The organism is Candidatus Pelagibacter ubique HTCC1062, assembly GCF_000012345.1.
In the GTDB taxonomy this organism is placed as follows: Bacteria; Pseudomonadota; Alphaproteobacteria; order Pelagibacterales; family Pelagibacteraceae; genus Pelagibacter; species Pelagibacter ubiqueversans.
Window position 1 is genome coordinate 547,209 of the sequence record NC_007205.1, and the last position, 17,440, is coordinate 564,648.

The 17,440-nt window shown below is 23.2% G+C and carries 19 protein-coding genes and 1 rRNA gene; 14 read left to right on the forward strand and 6 right to left on the reverse strand.

Translation table 11 applies throughout. The features are described from left to right. Position 1 precedes the first annotated feature (1 nt). Positions 2–1,735 carry a carbamoyltransferase family protein gene (locus tag SAR11_RS02815; RefSeq protein ID WP_006997350.1) on the forward strand — a complete coding sequence of 578 codons (1,734 nt, stop codon included), beginning with the start codon at positions 2–4 and terminating at the stop codon, positions 1,733–1,735. Further along, positions 1,716–2,327 carry a methyltransferase domain-containing protein gene (locus tag SAR11_RS02820; protein WP_006997349.1) on the forward strand — a complete coding sequence of 204 codons (612 nt, stop codon included), beginning with the start codon at positions 1,716–1,718 and terminating at the stop codon, positions 2,325–2,327. Before SAR11_RS02815 ends, SAR11_RS02820 begins: the two co-directional genes overlap by 20 nt. On the opposite strand, the gene SAR11_RS02825 is transcribed toward SAR11_RS02820, so the two are convergent. Next, on the reverse strand, positions 2,328–3,461 hold the full coding sequence (locus SAR11_RS02825) for a glycosyltransferase family 4 protein (RefSeq protein WP_006997348.1): 1,134 nt from the start codon (positions 3,459–3,461) through the stop codon (positions 2,328–2,330). A gap of 25 nt (positions 3,462–3,486) precedes the next feature. Here SAR11_RS02825 and SAR11_RS02830 point away from each other — a divergent pair, with 25 nt between their 5' ends. Both SAR11_RS02830 and SAR11_RS02835 read left to right on the forward strand, forming a co-directional pair. Then, entirely contained in the window at positions 3,487–4,635 is a 1,149-nt protein-coding gene (locus SAR11_RS02830) for a glycosyltransferase (protein WP_006997347.1), read from the forward strand. After that, positions 4,619–5,320 (forward strand): class I SAM-dependent methyltransferase, encoded by a 702-nt coding sequence (locus tag SAR11_RS02835; protein WP_006997346.1) that lies wholly within the window; start codon positions 4,619–4,621, stop codon positions 5,318–5,320. Before SAR11_RS02830 ends, SAR11_RS02835 begins: the two co-directional genes overlap by 17 nt. On the opposite strand, the gene SAR11_RS02840 is transcribed toward SAR11_RS02835, so the two are convergent. Beyond that, positions 5,317–6,387: a glycosyltransferase gene (locus SAR11_RS02840; RefSeq protein ID WP_006997345.1), complete on the reverse strand. Its 1,071-nt coding sequence runs from the start codon at positions 6,385–6,387 to the stop codon at positions 5,317–5,319. The two genes, SAR11_RS02835 and SAR11_RS02840, sit on opposite strands and share 4 nt — an antisense overlap. 11 nt (positions 6,388–6,398) lie before the next feature. Here SAR11_RS02840 and SAR11_RS02845 point away from each other — a divergent pair, with 11 nt between their 5' ends. Together SAR11_RS02845 and SAR11_RS02850 are read left to right on the forward strand one after the other, a co-directional pair. Next, a complete protein-coding gene (locus tag SAR11_RS02845) occupies positions 6,399–7,103 on the forward strand; it encodes a hypothetical protein (protein WP_006997344.1) in 705 nt (234 codons plus the stop codon). Then, complete coding sequence (locus tag SAR11_RS02850; protein WP_006997343.1) at positions 7,104–7,844, forward strand: Gfo/Idh/MocA family protein; 741 nt, start codon at positions 7,104–7,106, stop codon at positions 7,842–7,844. It begins immediately after the preceding gene. A gap of 171 nt (positions 7,845–8,015) precedes the next feature. Here SAR11_RS02850 and SAR11_RS02855 read toward each other — a convergent pair whose 3' ends face one another. From SAR11_RS02855 to SAR11_RS07120, 3 genes are read right to left on the reverse strand one after another with little or no spacing between them, the layout of a single operon-like run. After that, positions 8,016–8,783: a glycosyltransferase family 2 protein gene (locus SAR11_RS02855; RefSeq protein WP_006997342.1), complete on the reverse strand. Its 768-nt coding sequence runs from the start codon at positions 8,781–8,783 to the stop codon at positions 8,016–8,018. Continuing rightward, positions 8,784–8,930: a GDP-mannose 4,6-dehydratase gene (locus SAR11_RS07115; protein WP_011281786.1), complete on the reverse strand. Its 147-nt coding sequence runs from the start codon at positions 8,928–8,930 to the stop codon at positions 8,784–8,786. 7 nt (positions 8,931–8,937) lie between these two features. Then, positions 8,938–9,126 carry a GDP-mannose 4,6-dehydratase gene (locus tag SAR11_RS07120; RefSeq protein ID WP_006997340.1) on the reverse strand — a complete coding sequence of 63 codons (189 nt, stop codon included), beginning with the start codon at positions 9,124–9,126 and terminating at the stop codon, positions 8,938–8,940. A gap of 51 nt (positions 9,127–9,177) precedes the next feature. Between SAR11_RS07120 and SAR11_RS02865 the strand changes: the two genes are divergently transcribed. Both SAR11_RS02865 and SAR11_RS02870 read left to right on the forward strand, forming a co-directional pair. After that, the gene (locus tag SAR11_RS02865; RefSeq protein WP_006997339.1) at positions 9,178–9,543 is read left to right on the forward strand and encodes a hypothetical protein; all 366 of its coding nucleotides are present in this window, start codon (positions 9,178–9,180) and stop codon (positions 9,541–9,543) included. After that, complete coding sequence (locus tag SAR11_RS02870; protein WP_006997338.1) at positions 9,524–10,837, forward strand: O-antigen ligase family protein; 1,314 nt, start codon at positions 9,524–9,526, stop codon at positions 10,835–10,837. Before SAR11_RS02865 ends, SAR11_RS02870 begins: the two co-directional genes overlap by 20 nt. On the opposite strand, the gene SAR11_RS02875 is transcribed toward SAR11_RS02870, so the two are convergent. After that, the gene (locus SAR11_RS02875; protein WP_006997337.1) at positions 10,820–11,821 is read right to left on the reverse strand and encodes an MraY family glycosyltransferase; all 1,002 of its coding nucleotides are present in this window, start codon (positions 11,819–11,821) and stop codon (positions 10,820–10,822) included. The two genes, SAR11_RS02870 and SAR11_RS02875, sit on opposite strands and share 18 nt — an antisense overlap. Before the next feature lie 129 nt (positions 11,822–11,950). Here SAR11_RS02875 and SAR11_RS02880 point away from each other — a divergent pair, with 129 nt between their 5' ends. The 6 genes from SAR11_RS02880 (at position 11,951) to rrf (ending at position 17,438) form a co-directional block, all read left to right on the forward strand. Further along, positions 11,951–13,276 carry an FAD-dependent oxidoreductase gene (locus tag SAR11_RS02880; RefSeq protein ID WP_006997336.1) on the forward strand — a complete coding sequence of 442 codons (1,326 nt, stop codon included), beginning with the start codon at positions 11,951–11,953 and terminating at the stop codon, positions 13,274–13,276. 3 nt (positions 13,277–13,279) lie between these two features. Then, positions 13,280–14,236, forward strand: coding sequence for a UDP-glucose 4-epimerase GalE (gene galE, locus SAR11_RS02885; RefSeq protein ID WP_006997335.1), 957 nt, complete (start codon positions 13,280–13,282; stop codon positions 14,234–14,236). A gap of 182 nt (positions 14,237–14,418) precedes the next feature. Further along, positions 14,419–15,462: a GDP-mannose 4,6-dehydratase gene (gmd, locus tag SAR11_RS02890; RefSeq protein WP_006997334.1), complete on the forward strand. Its 1,044-nt coding sequence runs from the start codon at positions 14,419–14,421 to the stop codon at positions 15,460–15,462. Beyond that, positions 15,455–16,393: a GDP-L-fucose synthase family protein gene (locus SAR11_RS02895; RefSeq protein ID WP_011281787.1), complete on the forward strand. Its 939-nt coding sequence runs from the start codon at positions 15,455–15,457 to the stop codon at positions 16,391–16,393. The genes gmd and SAR11_RS02895 overlap by 8 nt, the downstream gene beginning before the upstream one ends. Next, complete coding sequence (locus SAR11_RS02900) at positions 16,393–17,271, forward strand: NAD-dependent epimerase/dehydratase family protein (protein WP_006997332.1); 879 nt, start codon at positions 16,393–16,395, stop codon at positions 17,269–17,271. The genes SAR11_RS02895 and SAR11_RS02900 overlap by 1 nt, the downstream gene beginning before the upstream one ends. A gap of 52 nt (positions 17,272–17,323) precedes the next feature. After that, positions 17,324–17,438 (forward strand): 5S ribosomal RNA (gene rrf, locus SAR11_RS02905). Positions 17,439–17,440 lie beyond the last annotated feature (2 nt).

The window sequence follows — 17,440 nt, forward strand, 5'->3', positions numbered from 1 at the left end:
AATGCTTAAAAACAAAATTATATTAGGGTTAAATGCATTTCATGCTGACTCTTCTGCTGCAATTACAATAGATAATGAGATAATAGCTGCCGCAGAAGAGGAGCGATTTAATAGAAAAAAACATTGGAGTGGTTTTCCATTAGAATCAATAAAATTTTGTTTAGAAAAATCAAATATTAATTTTAAAGACATCACAGATGTGGCAATTAATTCTAATCAATTTTCAAATATAAACCAAAAAATTTTTTATTCATTAATAAATCTTAAATTTGAAAATTTATCAAAATTTATAAAAAGAAATAAAAAAAAATTTTTAATTCAGAATATTATTGACTATAATTTTGGAAAAAAAAATAATTATAAATTTCATAGGATTGATCATCATTTAGCACATCTTGCTTCAGCCTTTTATCCATCTGGGTACAGTAAAGCACTTGGCTTAAGTATTGATGGAATGGGTGATTTTTGCAGTATCGCTGTAGCTGATTGTAATTTAGATAACAAAAATAAAATTAACATAATAAAAAGAATTTTTTACCCAAATTCACTAGGAATTTTATATGAGAGTATTACTCAATTTCTTGGATTTGATAAATATGGTGAAGAATATAAAGTAATGGGATTGGCTCCATATGGAAATCCAATTTATTTAAATGAAATTTCGAAATTATTTTTAGGTGATTTTGAGTTAGATCTTAAATTTTTTAATCATGATAAAAAAAATTATAATTATAAATTTGAAGGTACTCCTGTTCAAGAGACATTATTAAATAAAAAGTTTTATGATATATTGGGAAGCCCAAGATCTTCAAATGAAAGTTTAGAGCAATTTCATATGGATGTTGCTGCATCACTTCAAAAGGTATTTGAAGAAAAAATTTTTGTTTTGATAAACCAAAATTTGCATATTGATAATAAAAGATTAGTTTTGGCTGGAGGATGTGCAATGAATTCATCATGCAATGGAAAAATAGTAGAAAAAAAAATATTTGAGAATATTTTTATTCCACCAGCCCCAGGAGATGCAGGTGGAGCAATTGGTTCAGCTCTTGTGGTGCTAGAAAGAAATCAAAAATTTTTAGAACTTAAAAATTTTAAAAATCCTTACTTGGGAAAATCATATTCTAATGATGAAATTTATAGATTTATTGAAACAAAAATTGATAAAAAAAAATTTCAGATAGAAAAATTTAATGATGATGCTTCTTTACTTAAAAACACTGTAAAACTATTATTATCCCAAAAGATTATTGGCTGGTTTCAGGGTTCTATGGAATTCGGTTCAAGAGCTCTGGGGAATAGATCGATAATATGCGATCCAAGACTTAAGCATGCCAGGGATTTAATAAATACAAAAATAAAATTTAGAGAGAAGTTTAGACCATTTGCTCCATCTATTCTAGAGGAGGAAGTTGATAAGTGGTTTGATAGTGAAAATAAATCTTCATATATGTCATTTGTATATAAAATTAAAAAAGATAAACAAAAAATTATTCCTGCTGTCACTCATGTTGATGGAACAGGTAGACTTCAAACAGTTTCGAGAAATATCAATAAAAAATTTTATGATTTGATAAAAGAATTTAATCAAAATACTTCAGTGCCAATATTATTAAATACGTCATTTAATGAAAATGAACCTATTGTAGAAAGTCCATTAAATGCAATTAATACTTTTTTAAAAACAAAAATGGATGTTTTAGTATTAGAAAATTATGTTATTTCAAGAAAATAAATTTTCTCAAAAATTGTTCTTAGATAAATCTGTTTTAGAAATTGGATGTAATCAAGGTTTAACTACATTACAATTATCAAAGTTTGCGAAAAAAGTTACAGCAATAGACAATAATAAGAATCACATTTATTTTGCAAAAAAATTAAGAATCAAAAAAAATATAAAATATTTTCAAGTCGAAATGTTTAATAAAAAAGCAATGTATAAACTGGGTAAGTTTGAAATAATTTATTTAAGAGAAATCTTTAATTTTTTAAAAATTAATGATAAAAAGAAAATTATTAAAATTTTACAAAAAAATCTTAAAGCGAATGGAAAAATAATTATTACCGATTTTTATTCAAGTGTTTTTGTTAGAAAAAAAATTATAAATTTTATTAGATTAAATAATTTTGATATATTCAGCATTGATAAAAGAAGTATAATTTATCACTTCCAAGGTAAGAGGGATCTAAAGATTTTCTTCAATAAATTCAATATGAATTTATCGATATTTACAAAAGACCCCTTAACCAAACATATAGGTTTTTTATCAAAATTAATTGAATATATTTATCCATGTAAATATACGGCGATTGTTAAAAAAAAATAATTATTTTACAAATATTTTATGGAAGTATTTATTAGCTGTTTCTATACTCCAATTTTTTATAATTATCTTTGAGTTTTTTGAATACCTATATCTTATATCTTTATTGTTAATAATATTAATTATGGATTGTTCTAAATGAAATTTATTATTAAAAGCAACTCCATTTACGTTTTGTTTTACAAGATCGTATGATGAAATAACATTCCTTGAGGTTATAACAGGTTTTGAAAAACTCATTGCTTCATTTACTACAAGTCCCCAAGCATCATATTTAGATGGCAAAACAAATAAATCTGATAAAGCATAAAATTGACATAACAAGTTCTGATTTATAAAGCCAACAAATTTTATATTTCTAAAGTTTTTATATCTATTAATTAATCTATCTTTAATATTACCATCTCCCGCAATAATTAAAGTCACTGGGATTTTGCAAGCTTTCTCTATTTTTAAAAAAGACTTAATTAATAACTCTGGATTTTTTCTATCTATGATTTTTGCATTATAAAATATTATAAAAGAGTTTTGTTTAATTTGAATTTTTTTTCTTAAATTCATTAAATCCTCTTTTTTTATTATTTTTTTTTTAGATAAATTTCCAACAATGTAAGGAAGTTTAAGAATATTTTTTTTTGTATTATTAAGATAGAATTCTTTATTTTTTTTACCAATTGCTAGATAGTTTGTAATTAGTGGATCAATTATTTTAAAAAATAAAAAAATACTAATTTTAGATTTTAAATTGTTTTTAAAAAAATTACTACTTTCACCTCTTAACAAAACTTTGATACTTAACAAACGAGCAATAATTATTGATGACATTGAGTAAAAATTAGAATATCCATGTACCCAAAAATACTTAGGTTTTTCTTTAAACAATATCTTAGTGAGCCTAATTAAAAATTTTATTTTACTTTTATTTTTATCTTTAAATATAAATTGATGTTTGTGACTAAAGTTTTCAATATCATCGAATTTAATAGTTTTATTCAAACCTTCGTCGAAATAAGGTTTTAGAGAAAAGTCTGATAGATAAATAACGTTTAAATTAATTTTTGAAGAAAGTGATATTCTGTCTAAAAATGGATTTTGATATTGAATTGGATGGTCTAAAAAATAAAGAATTTTAATCATAGAAAAAAGTATATATAAAATATATATGCGAATCTGTGTAATTGTACCATCATTTTTTCCAGCAGTTTTTTATGGTGGAACAATATTCTCTATACACGAGAGTTTAAAATTATTTTCTAATAAAAAATTAGAAATATTTGTATCCACAACTTCAGCCAATGGAAGAACAAGACTTAAAGTTAAAAAAAATATTTTTTTGAAATTAAAACAAAACTATTTTGTGAAATACTATTTTGATGAAATCATAAACAGATTTTCACTATCTTTTTTATTTGGAATATGGAGCGATGTGAAAAAATCTAATATAGTTTATGTGCAAGATATTTTTTCTATTTTTGCTATTTTAGGATTTGTAGCCTCTCGTATATACAATAAAAAATGTATAATTGCTCCTAGAGGGTCATTATCTGAATATAGTTTAAAAAGTAGATTTTACTGGTTGAAAATGATTTGGATATTTATTTTTTTAAAGATTATGAACAAAAATTTTTTTTGGCATGTAACCTCTGAATTCGAAAAAAAAGATATTTTTAAATTAAATTTAAATGGAAAGATTTTTATTATTCCAAATTTTATTAAATTTGATTTAAAAAAAATAAAAAAACTAAAATCTTTAAACAGCTTAAGTTTAAATAATACTAAAAAAGTTTTAAAAATTGGTACATTAACAAGACTAGATAAAAAAAAAGGTTTGTTAAATTTAATTAGGGCATTTTCTAAATTAAAAACAAAGAAAGATGTACATTTATTTATTTGTGGTGAAGATCATGGATTAAAACAAGAAATTAAAAAAGAAATTAAAATTTGGAGTCTAAATAAAAAAGTTACTATTTTAAAGCCCTTATATGGAATTAAGAAATATCAATTCTTAAAAATGTTAGATGTTTTCTGCTTACCATCTAAAAATGAAAATTTTGGAAATGTATATTTAGAATCATTAAGAGTTGGTACTCCAATTATAGCAAGCAAATTTACACCTTGGAAAAATGTCATAAAATTTAAGTGTGGATTAATAACAAATAATATGATTGATAATATAGCATTAAATATTGATAAATTCATTCAAAACAGAAATAAATTTAAAAAAAGTAATTGTGAAAAATTAGCTAATTTATACAATGAAGTTGTTATTAAAAATTTATACTTAAAAATGTTTTATGAACTTAACAAATAAAATATACTCAAGTTATTCAAAGTTAGCACTAAATTCAGATACAGACTCAGAGCAAAATTTTAATTATTTTGATCAAGAATTAAAAAAGATTGATAATTTGTATGAAAAAAAAATTATTGAAATAGGTTATGGCAAAGGTTTTTTTCTTGATTGGGCAAAAAGTTCAAAATTAGATATTATTGGTTATGAGATAAATGAGGATTTTCATAAAAATGCAGAACAAAATCATAAAGTAATACTAGGTGATGGTAGTAATATTTCAAAAGAGGTATCAGATAAATTCGATCTAATAATATTGTTTGATGTAATTGAACATATAAGTAAAGAAAATTTATTAAATTTTTTTCAAAATTTAAATGAACTACTAAATAAAGAAGGAGAAATATTATTAAGATTCCCAAATGGCTCAAGTGCAGCTGGATTAGAATATTTTAATTCAGACTTAACTCATTTTTCATTTTTAAATAAAAGATCTCTTAAAATGATTGCAGAGATAAACAAATTAGAATTAGTTTACTATGGTAATATGCAAAGAGTTAAAAAATTTAAATCCTTAAGAGGAAAATTATTTGGAAGAATGATTTACTTTTTTAGAGATTTAATAGAATATGTTTATGGAAATTTATATTTTGGGCAAAAAATTCCTCTAGACCCTAACGTTGTTGGTGTACTAAAAAAAAATTAATTTATGTTTTTTTCAAAATCATTAATAATTTTTTCAAATCTTTTTTTGAATTCTTTATAAGAAAAATTATTTTTCCATCTATTTTTTGCATTTTTACCCATCTTCTTTAATTTTAAATTATTGTTTGAAATTTTGTCCATATAAATCAAAAGTTCATCTTTTTTTTTATTATTCAAGTCAGCAGAATAACCAGTTTTTCCATGTACATTTATTTCATGACCTGCATCTTGTTTTGATGTTATAATTGGTATTCCTCTGCTCATAGCCTCAATATATACCAATCCAAAACCTTCAACTTTTGATGGCATAATCAGCACATCTGTTTTAGACCATAGATTATTAAGTTTTTTTTCTTCTAAAAAACCGTACATTTTTACCTTTTTTTGTAAATTTAAACTTGCAATCTTTTTTTTAATATTTTTATATTCTGGACCTTTTCCAACTATTATTAATTTTATATTTTTTTTCTTTATCTTATTAAATGCGTCAATTGTTATTTGATGTCCTTTATTTTTTTCTAATCTTGATAAAAATAAAAAATTAAAGTTTTTCTTTTTTTTTTTTACAAATTTAATTTCATCATATATGGTAGATAACCAGCATACTTTTACATTTTTTAATGTTCCATGAGTTGTGAGGGCCTTATGTTTTGTAAAATTTGAAATTGCTATCGAAAGAGCACTATTTTTTTGGGCTTTAAGTCTTTTTTTGTTACTTTTATCCCATATATCAATTCCATATAAAAATACAATATAAGGTTTTTTTTTGATATGAAGCAGATTTGATCTTGCTAATCCTAAATGATCATACAAAATATAATCAGATTTTTTTGAATTGATAAAATCATTAATTGTAAAAGATAATTTAGATTTTCTATTAAATTTTTTTCTAACAAAATTGCTATTACTAATATTCTGTATATTATCGTCTCGAAATATGTTTAAAAAAGTTTTATCATTATTTAGTTTTGATCTATCTTCAAAAAATTTTAATACTAGATTTGCAACTCTAGATATTCCACCATCAGAAGAATTAAGACTTTCAAAATTGAGAGAAATATTTTTCATTTAGATTTATTATGATTGAGGTATTAATTAGTCGATTAAGAAAAATATTACCAGACACAATTTTTAATTTTTTTAGAAGAATATTAACGGCATTAATTACACCCATATTGTTTTCCTATAAATCTGGTCATTTTTTAAGCTCAATTCAATCAAAAGCAGTTGATAAAAAAAATAATCCAATTCCATGGTACACTTATTCTTGCATAGACTTTTTACAAACATTTAATTTTAAAAATAAAAAAATTTTAGAATTTGGCTCAGGTCAATCGAGTATTTGGTGGTCAAAACTTTCCCAGGAAGTTCACTCTTTAGAAGATAATGAGTATTATGAAAAAAAAATTTCAAAATTGAAAATTAATAATTTGAAGGTATATAATTGTGATACTTACTTAAATAATTTTGATAAATTAAATTTTGAAAACTTTTTTTTCGATATAATAGTGGTCGATGGTTTTGATAGATTTTTAAGTTTTAAAAAATCTTTAGACCTAATTTCAAAAACTGGAATATTTATTTTTGATAATTCTGAAGGATATAATGAACCAAGAGATAATTATAAATCTCATCCAATATTGAATATGATGAGTGAGCAAGGATTCCAAAGAATCGACTTTTATGGTTATGCGCCTGGAGTTATAAAGAAGCATTGTACATCTGTATTTCACAAACAAACTTCATTTATTAATCAATTGAATTTTAATATCAAAAGATTCTAGATGATTAAAAAAAAAATTAATTTAGGCATAATAGGATTTGGCTCTTGGGGTAAAAGAGTCTTCAATGTAATAAAAAAAAATCAAAATATAAAAATATTATTTATAGAAACTAAAAAAAATGACTTTTCAAACATGTATCATAAAGTTGATTGGGTTTATATAGTAACACCCCCTAATAATCATTTTGAACAAGTAAAAAAATTTTTATTACTTAAATTAAATGTTTTATGTGAAAAACCATTATCATTTAAAAAACAAGAACTAGTTTATTTATATGATTTAGCAAAAAAAAATAAAAAAAAACTTTTTATTAATCATATAGAATTTTTTAAAATTAATGAAAAAAAATTTCTGTACAAAAAAAATAATATAATAGAAAATTATTTTCCATTAAATTTAGATTATTCAGAGTCATTCTCAAGACTGTTATATCATGATTTTTATTTGTTATATAATTGCATAAAAAACCAATCATTTAATTTAAGATTGATAGATCAAAAAGATAATTACGAATTAGAATTCAAACATAAAAGTTTAGTTCAAAAAATTAAAACTTCATTATATAAAAAAAAAAAGCGTATTCATAAAATTAATAATGAAAATTTAGTTACGAATAAAGATTATATTAATGAATATTTTTATTCAATTTTTACTAGTCATCAGAGTTATTTAATTAATAAAAAGCAAGTTTTTTTTGTTTCAAAAATTTATGACAAATTTATGAATATTAAAAAAAAATAGATTTATTTCATTAAATGATTTGAAAAACAAATTTAACTTAAGCAAAAAAAAATACAAAAATAGCACTAGTTTAGCTGCTTCAGTATTAAATATACCCTTCTATTATAATATAAAAAATAACGATCAAATAAAAGTTGTTAAAGAAATTTCAAATTTTCAAAAAATAATTAGCTAACCAATTCTAAATTGTTTAATTTTTTGTAAATTTTTAAGTATTAAGGTAGTAAAACCACAAAGATTATTTTTTCTTATAATTTTGTAATCTTCAATCATTTTAACTAGAATATTTTTTACTGATTTATTGCTACTTCCACCCAAATTCATCTTTACAAGTGTTTTTGGAATATAAATAGCAGATATTTTTTTGTTTCGTAAAGCTCTTATTAAGAAATCATAGTCAGAGGATATTTTATAATTTGTATTAAACTTTCCAACTTTATAAATAAATTTTCTTAAGAAATATGTAGTAGGATGAGGTGGCATCCATCCGTATTTAAGTTTTTTATTAAAATATTGGTAATTTTGTAAAATATTCTCTTGATTGTTAGCAATCCATTTTCTTCTAACTTTATCATTTTTATTAATATAATTTAAATCTCCATATGTAAAATTGATATTATTATTTTTAAATTTTTTAACTATATTTGATATAACATTCCTTTTATAAAAAAAGTCATCAGAATGTAAAAATCCAACTATATTTCCATTGGCAAATTTTATACCTTTATTAAATGCATAAAAAATTCCTTGGTCCTTTTCACTAATTAAGATTGTTTTTTTATCTTTTTTGGATTTTAAGTATTCAAAAGTTCCATCATTGGAACAATTATCAATCCATATTTTTTGAATGTTTTTGTAGTCTTGATTGTAAATAGAATTTATTGTTTTTTTTATAGTCTTAATGGAATTAGAAGTTAAAGTAATTATAGATACTTTCATTTAACATGATTTTTTAAATAATTTTTTAACATAATTTTTACAAGTAATTTGAGAAGTGAAAATAGGATTGACGAAAGAAGTACCAACAAGAGATTGAGCAGCTAGATTATAATCTTCGTCAAACTTATAATTTTTGAATAATCTCATCAAACTACTAATTAGTTAAATCTATATTTACTATTTTGATTTTATTTTCCAAACCTAAATTTCTCGATCTACGTTTGTTATCTCTTGCCGACCTTTTATCTGCATCTATTACTTGATAATTTTTTGTTAAAAGAAACTGGGCTAGATAAGCTCCATTCTGTCCAGAAACATCAGTTATTAATGTAGTCTTTTTCATGGTTAAATATATTTAATATTATTATATATATAGTATATACCTCACAAACAAATGATTTATTTATCTCACAGAGGAAATCTTAGAGGTCGAAATAAAAAAAAAGAAAATCATCCAGATTATATTAATATGGCATTAAATAAAAAATTTTCTGTAGAAGTAGATGTCTTGTTTAAAAAAAGTAATTTTTATTTAGGGCACGATAGACCGCAGTATAAAGTTTCAGATAAATTTCTGTTAAAAAAAAACAATTGGGGTCATGCAAAGAATATTAGTGCCTTATCTGAACTAAAAAAAATAAAATCTCATTATTTTTGGCATCAAGAAGATCAATACACAGTAACAAGTAAAGGCTTTATTTGGGCATATCCTGGTGAAAAGTTAACAAACGATACAATATATGCATCTTTATCAAAATAAAAAAGATACATTATTATACCTACTTTATGTATTTCCAATAATTTTGGTTTTTAGCAAGTTCTTAGCAGAAATTTTAATTTTAGTTACTTTATGCTACCTTATTTTGTTTAATAAAAAAGTTACTTTTCAAATAATTAAAAAAGATTTTTTTTTTAAAAGTTTTTTAGTTTATATTTGTATATTAATAATTTTATCATTTTTTTCAGCAGATATTCTACCGTCGTTGAAGAGATCAGTTAGCTATTTTCGATTTATATTTTTTATAATTTTTATAAAATATTTTTTTTTAACAAATGAGAAAAGATTTATTAATTTTTTACTAATTACATCTTTATTTTTGATAATATTATCATTAGATATATTTTTTCAATTTTTTAATGGAAAAGATATTTTAGGCCATCCAAGTGTATCGGAGGGCAAAAGAAATTCAGGTTTTTTTGGCGATGAATTTATAGCTGGAGGATATATTGTTTTATTTTTTTTTCCATGTCTATTACTTTCAAATATTAACAAATATAAAAATATAATATTGTTTTTGATAATAATATTTCCTACCACGATTGTAATCACAGGTGAGAGATCTAGTTTATTTTTGATGTTTCTGGGTCTAATTTTATCTTTACCCCTACTAATTAGAGATAAAAGATTATCAATTGCACTAATTTCATCATTAATATTAATGACTTTAACAATAAATTTTTCTTCAAATGTAAATAATAGAATTATTCAAACTACCATAAGTCAAGTAACTAAAGGATTTGATAATAAATATTTCCAGAACAAAGAATTTGTTAAAGAGTATGATGAAAACTCTATAAATAATAAAAAAAATAGAATTGGTTTTTTAAACTCTGGATGGGGGGCCCACATCTTAACAGCTGTAGAGATATGGAGAGACTATCCAATATATGGAAGTGGGCTTAAAACATTTAGAAAATTATGCTCCAATGAAAAATATGAAAAAATTAAATCTTTAAATTTTAAAAATAGATGTGCCACACATCCACATCAAATATATTTTGAAATATTAAGTGAAACTGGAGTTATAGGTTTTTTTTCAATAATAATAATATTTATAATAATTCTTAATAGAATGTTTAAGATTTTGATTGTTAATAAAAAAGAATATAGCAGTATCTTAGTTTTATTTACACCTATAATTATCAAATTGTGGCCACTTACTACTACTGGAAGCTTTTTTAGTAATTATAATTTAATTTTATTAAGTTTTTTTATTGGATTTGTATTAAGTTTAGAAAATCTTGATATTAATAAACTAACTAAGTTTTCTTAATCTATTAATTAAAAATAAATAAATTATAAAAAAAATTATGATTAATGGTATTGTAATGTTATTAAAAACTTGATCTAAAATGATTGGTATTAACACAAGTAGACCGTATAAAAGAAAAACATATTTTTCAGGAACTATTTTTTTAAGATTGTGGTGCAGGTGATTTTTATCTCTTTTTAATGGGTTTTTTTTCATTTTCAATCGCTCAAGAAATAATCTAAGCATATCTAACCCAGGTATCATAAGAATTAAAAATATTTTATCTGTAAAAAATTTTTCATTAATTATTTTAAGATTATAAAATTTTATTAGATAAACAGCTAAAATAAAAGAAATTAGATAAGCACCATTGTTTCCTAAAAATAATTTTCCAAATAAATTAAATATTAATATTATAACAAGAAAAAAAATAATATTTATTATAAAAAAATGATCTACTTCACTTAAATCAAATAGTGTTATTAGTGAAGTAAAGAAAATAATAGCCAGAGATAAAGCTACACCATTAAAGCCATCTGTTAAATTGAAGGAATTCATTAATAACCAAAAGCATAATATTGTAAAAATGTATGAAAAAAAATTATTTAATACATAAGTTACATCGATAAAAGAAATAAGAATTTTTTTGATTAAAATCTCTTGATTAAAAAATAAAAAAATGAATATTACTGATATAAAAAAAAATGTTTTAAGATAAGGATTATTATCTTTTAAATCATCATAGTATCCTATAAAGAAAATTAAAAGTGAGGCCACTACTAATTTGCTATGAAAATAGTTTAATTCATCAAATATAAGATATTGAAAAAAAATACTTATATATAACAATAAAAAAATTACACCACCAATGGCTGGTGTTGGGTTTTTGTGTGTCTTTTCAGAATTAGGATAATCTATTAACTTAAGTTCTTTAGCAAAAAAACTAATAATAAAATAGAAAATAAAAAAAAGACAAAAATTGAAAATAAAAAATTTAAAAAACATGATTATTGTCTAATAATTTTATCATTCTTTTTAACTAATCATATAAATTTTTTTTATCTTAAACTTTATTTATACTGTAATTAAATTTTTAGTTTTGTTTAAAAGGGATAGTGTTATATTTAAGATATTATGATTTATGATTATACGATAATAGGTGGGGGAATTGCAGGCATTGCTATAGCAGAGTCCTTATCAAGAAACTCTGATAAAGTAATTTTAATCGAAAAAGAAAAGGAACTTATGAGCAAAAGTAGCTCAGATCAACATGGCTGGTTCCATATTGGAAGCCTTTATGCCTTTTTAGATAATAACAACTATTTAAAAGGATTAATTAAAAATACAAAAGATATAATTACATATTATTCCCATTTTGAAAATTTAAATATGTACTTAGATAAAAATGGTTTTTTAAAATTTAAAAAAAAGAACAATGGATGGTTTCAAACCAAAGATGTAAAATACTTAATAGCATCTAGAAATAATAAAGATTTAGATGATAAGCATATTTTTAAGAAAATCAAAAATATATTTGCTTGGGAAAAAAAAATTAAAAAATTTATTTCACGACATAATACGCTAAGAACACATAATTTAAATAAACACGAGTCCCCCACTACAATCTCAAATTCAAACTATTTTAATTATAATAAAAAAAGAATTTTAAAGCCAAATTTTAGTAATTTATTTATAAACAAAGATGAATTTTTTCTAATGAATGGCTTTGATAAACCAATGAGGTCCAAGTTAATTTATGCAGATCTGCTGGAGTCTTTTTATCTAAACAGAGGTAAATGCTTATTGAGTTACACCTTTTCAAAAATTATTGAAAAAAAAAATTACTGTGAACTGAATTTTAAAAATAAAAAAAAAAAGATTTTTTCTAAAAAAGTAATATTTGCTAATGGCACAGGTCTAAAAAAACTAGTTAAAGATATCAGTATTTATGAGTCTCCTCTAATGGTTACCTATCCTAAAATTTTCAATAAAAATATTGTAAAGTTAACTCCAAATAATAACAATACAATAAATCACTTCTTGCATGAGTCACAGAATGATTTTTATTCCGTAATAGGATCGGGATTGAGTTGTAAACTTGGGGATAATAAAGATAAAGCGAGGGTTTTAAAAAAATTTAAGAATACATGTAGATTATTTTTTAAAAACTTTGACAAAATTGATTTTAAAAAAATTTATTTTGGCAAAAAGGTTGAATTTACAAAAAAAACTAAAAGAAATTATGATTTTAAAATATTTGAATTATCAAAAAAGTCAGTTGCAGTTTTACCTGGTAAATTTTCCATGTCATTTAACTTGGCAACAAATATTTATAGAAGATTTAACAACCAACAAGATCCACCATTATTAAGATTAAAAAAAAATTTAAGATTAAGTAAAGATATTTCTAATACAAGACATTATAAAATGGTAAAAAAATATAAAAGTAAAATTTCATAATTAATGAGAAAAGTTTTAATTACAGGTGGCGCAGGGTACATTGGTGCCGCCACAACACAGCTTTTTTTAAAAAAGAATTTTTTAGTTTTTGCAGTGGACAATCTATCAACTGGAAAAAATTTACTTACACATAAAAATTATTTATTTATAAAATCTGATTATTCAAGTAATCATATTTTAAATTTATTAAAAAAAGAAAAAATTCAAGATGTGATACACCTTGCTGCATCTATAGATAATAATGAGTCTGTATTAAATCCTAAAAAATACTATCAAAATAATTTTTTTAAATTAATTAAATTTTTAGAAAATTGTAAAAAAGCTAAAATAAAAAATTTTATATTTTCATCCTCTGCAGCAGTTTATGGAGAGGTTAAAACCTTTAAACCACTAGCAGAAAATTTCATACTAACGCCCTCATCACCTTATGGGATCAGTAAAATGAAAGGTGAAATGTTGATAAGAAAAAAAAAATATTTTAATTCAATTATATTAAGATATTTTAATGTTGCTGGACCTACTTTTGACAATAAATTTCGTCAAAATTTTAAAAGTTACAAACACTTATTAAAAAAGCTTAATGAAATTAATTTTTCAAGAAATAAAAATATATTTAAAATCAATGGAAAAAATTATGATACAATTGATGGAACGTGTGTAAGGGACTTTGTTCATGTTCAGGATATTGCAAATATAAATTATCGTTCTCTTATATCTATAAAAAAAATTTTAAAAAATGATTATTCTTTAACTTTAAACTGTGGAAGTGGAAAAGAAAATAGTGTTTTGCAAATTGTTAAAAAATTTAAAATTATTAGTAAGAAAAATTTTAAAATAATCTTTACTAAACCAAGAATAGGAGACCCACCATTTTTATTAAGCGACAATAGACTTTTTAAAAAAAAATTAGGCCTAAAGTTTTTTGGTATTAATAAGATTATAAAAGATCTTATTAAATAAATAATTCCTATATACCTCAAATATAGCACGATATTCAATATGTGTGGATATTAAGCCATTACATTTTCGATAAAAGATTATTTAAAAAAAATAATTAAATTTTTCATTTAAGAATTATTTGAATTTATTGACTATAAATAATATGTATAATAAAGAAAATCTTTATTAATAAAATTTTATAAATGAAAAAAAAAGCAATTATTTTTGGTATTACAGGTCAGGATGGCTCTTATTTAGCAGAATTACTTTTAAAAAAGAAATACGAGGTTCATGGAGTTAAAAGAAGATCCTCATCTTTAAATACTAGTAGAATAGATCATTTATATCAAGATCCAAACGAAACAAAAAAAAACTTTTATCTACACTATGGAGATGTGACTGATAGTTTTTCAATTTCATCTTTAATTAATAAAATAAGACCAGATGAAATATATAATCTTGCTGCACAATCTCATGTTGCCGTATCTTTTGAAGTACCAGAATATACTGCTAATGCAGATGCTATCGGTGCATTAAGAATTTTAGAGTCAATACGAAGTAATAAACTTGAAAAAAAAACAAAATTTTATCAAGCTGGTACTTCAGAAATGTTTGGTAAAGTTCAAACAGTGCCTCAAAATGAAAAAACACCATTTTATCCAAGAAGTCCGTATGGAGTAGCCAAAGTTTATGCACACTGGGTTACAGTAAATTATAGAGAGTCATATAATATATTTGCTTGTAATGGAATTTTGTTTAATCACGAAAGCCCTGTAAGAGGCGAGACCTTTGTTACAAAAAAAATTGTTAATGCTCTTTGCAAAATCAATATAGGAAAACAAAAAAAACTTTATCTTGGAAATTTAGATGCCAGGAGAGACTGGGGGCACGCTAAAGACTATGTTATTGCAATGTGGAAAATGATGCAGAAAAAAATACCAGGTGATTATGTTATAGCAACTGGCAAGCAATATTCAGTAAAAGACTTTGTTAATTTAGTTCTAAGGGAATTGAAAATGAAATTTAAGTGGAAAGGAAATGGTATTAATACAAGGTGTTATGATCAAAACAATAATTGTATAATCGAATGTAGTAGAAAGTATTTTAGACCTTTAGAGGTAGATACTTTACTTGGTGATCCGCGTAAAGCAAAAAAAGAATTAAAATGGAAACCTAATTATAAAATAAATGATTTAGTTAAGGAGATGGTTTATTATGAAAATCTCATGCTAACTAAAAATGATTAATCGAAATTCAAGAATTTTTATTACAGGTCACAAAGGATTAGTTGGTAGCGCTATATATAGAAAATTAAAAGCTAAAGGTTACACTAATTTATTAATAGCCGACAGAAAAAAGCTAGATTTAACAAATCAAATAAAAGTAATTAAATTTTTAAAGAAAAAAAAACCTGATTTTATTTTTATTGCTGCCGCTAAGGTAGGAGGTATCTATTATAATTTAAAATATAAAGCAGATTTCATTACAGAAAACCTTCAAATACAAACTAATTTAATACATGGTGCTTACAAATGTGGAATTAAAGATCTAATTTTTTTAGGATCAAGTTGTGTTTACCCAAAAAATTGTAAACAACCAATAAAAGAAACTTATCTTTTATCTGGAAAGCTAGAAGAAACAAATGATGCATATGCAATTGCTAAAATTGCAGGCATTAAAATGTGTCAAAGTTACAATGAGCAATATAAGACAAAATATAAATGTTTAATGCCAACAAATACATATGGACCAAACGATAATTATGACAAAAATAACTCACATTTTATTCCAGCGCTAATAAAAAAAATACATAAATTAAAATTAAGCAAAAAAAACACAGTTATTCTATGGGGAAATGGAAAAGCAAAAAGAGAAGTAATTCATGTAGACGATATAGCTGAGGCATGTATATTTTTTATGAAAAAAAAAACCGAGCATTTTTTGATTAATATTGGTACTGGCAAAGATTATTCAATTAAATATTATTTAGAATTTATAGCAAAAGTTATTTTAGGTAATAAAAAAATAAAAATTAAATATGACAAAACAAAACCTAATGGATCACCAAGAAAAGTTATGGATATTTCTTTAGCAAAAAAATATGGATGGAAATCAAAGATGAGTTTAATTACTTCTATTAGAAATACCTACAAATCATTTGTAAGAGAGAATTTTTGATGAAAAATTTAATTATTGTAACAGGTGGAGCAGGTTTTGTGGGCTCAAATTTAATAGAGCTACTTCTTAAAAAAACTAAATATAAAATTTTAAGCATTGATAATTATTCAAGTGGTTTAAAAAAAAATCATATTAAAAATAAAAGATTAAAATATATAAAAGGGCATACCAAAAATATTACAAAGCTTCTGGCCTCTAAAAAAAAAAAAATTAAAGTTATTTTTCACTTTGGAGAATTTGCTCGAATATATCAAAGTTTTTTAAAAATGAATGAGTGTATTGATGCTAATTCTGTTGGATCAAATGAAGTTTTTAACTTCTGTTTTTTAAATAAAATTAAACTTATCTATTCTGCAACATCTGCTAGTATTGGAAATAATGGTGAAGATAAAAATCTTTCACCTTATGCCTTCACAAAATCAAAAAATTTAGAATTATTAGAAAATTTAAAAAAATGGTTTGGTTTTAAATTTGAAATAATTTATTTCTACAATGTCTATGGCCCAAATCAAATTGAAAATGGTGAAATGGCAACAGTTATAGGGATATTTGAAAATCAATATAATAATAATAAATATTTAACAGTTGTAAAGCCTGGGTCTCAAACTCGAAGATTCACCCATATTAAAGACACTGTTGATGCATGCTATTTAGCATTTAAAAGAAATAAAAATAGACATTACAGTATATCCCACAAAAAAAGTTACTCAATTTTGGAAGTAGCCAAAATGTTTACTCATAAAATTAAATTTATACCAGCGAGACCAGGAGAAAGGTTTGCATCAGCTTTAACTAATATGAACCTGTCAAATAAAGTTTATAAACTGTATGGAAAAATTAACTTAAAAAACTACATAAAATCACTTAAAAATAAATAATCTGATATCATTTCTTTGTTTACAATATGGATTAATTGGATATAAATCATTCGCCGGTGATTATTGCGAAGGGGTTATACCCGATCCCATTCCGAACTCGGAAGTCAAGCCCTTCAGCGCCAATGGTACTTTGTCTTAAGACACGGAAGAGTAGGACATTGCCGGCTAT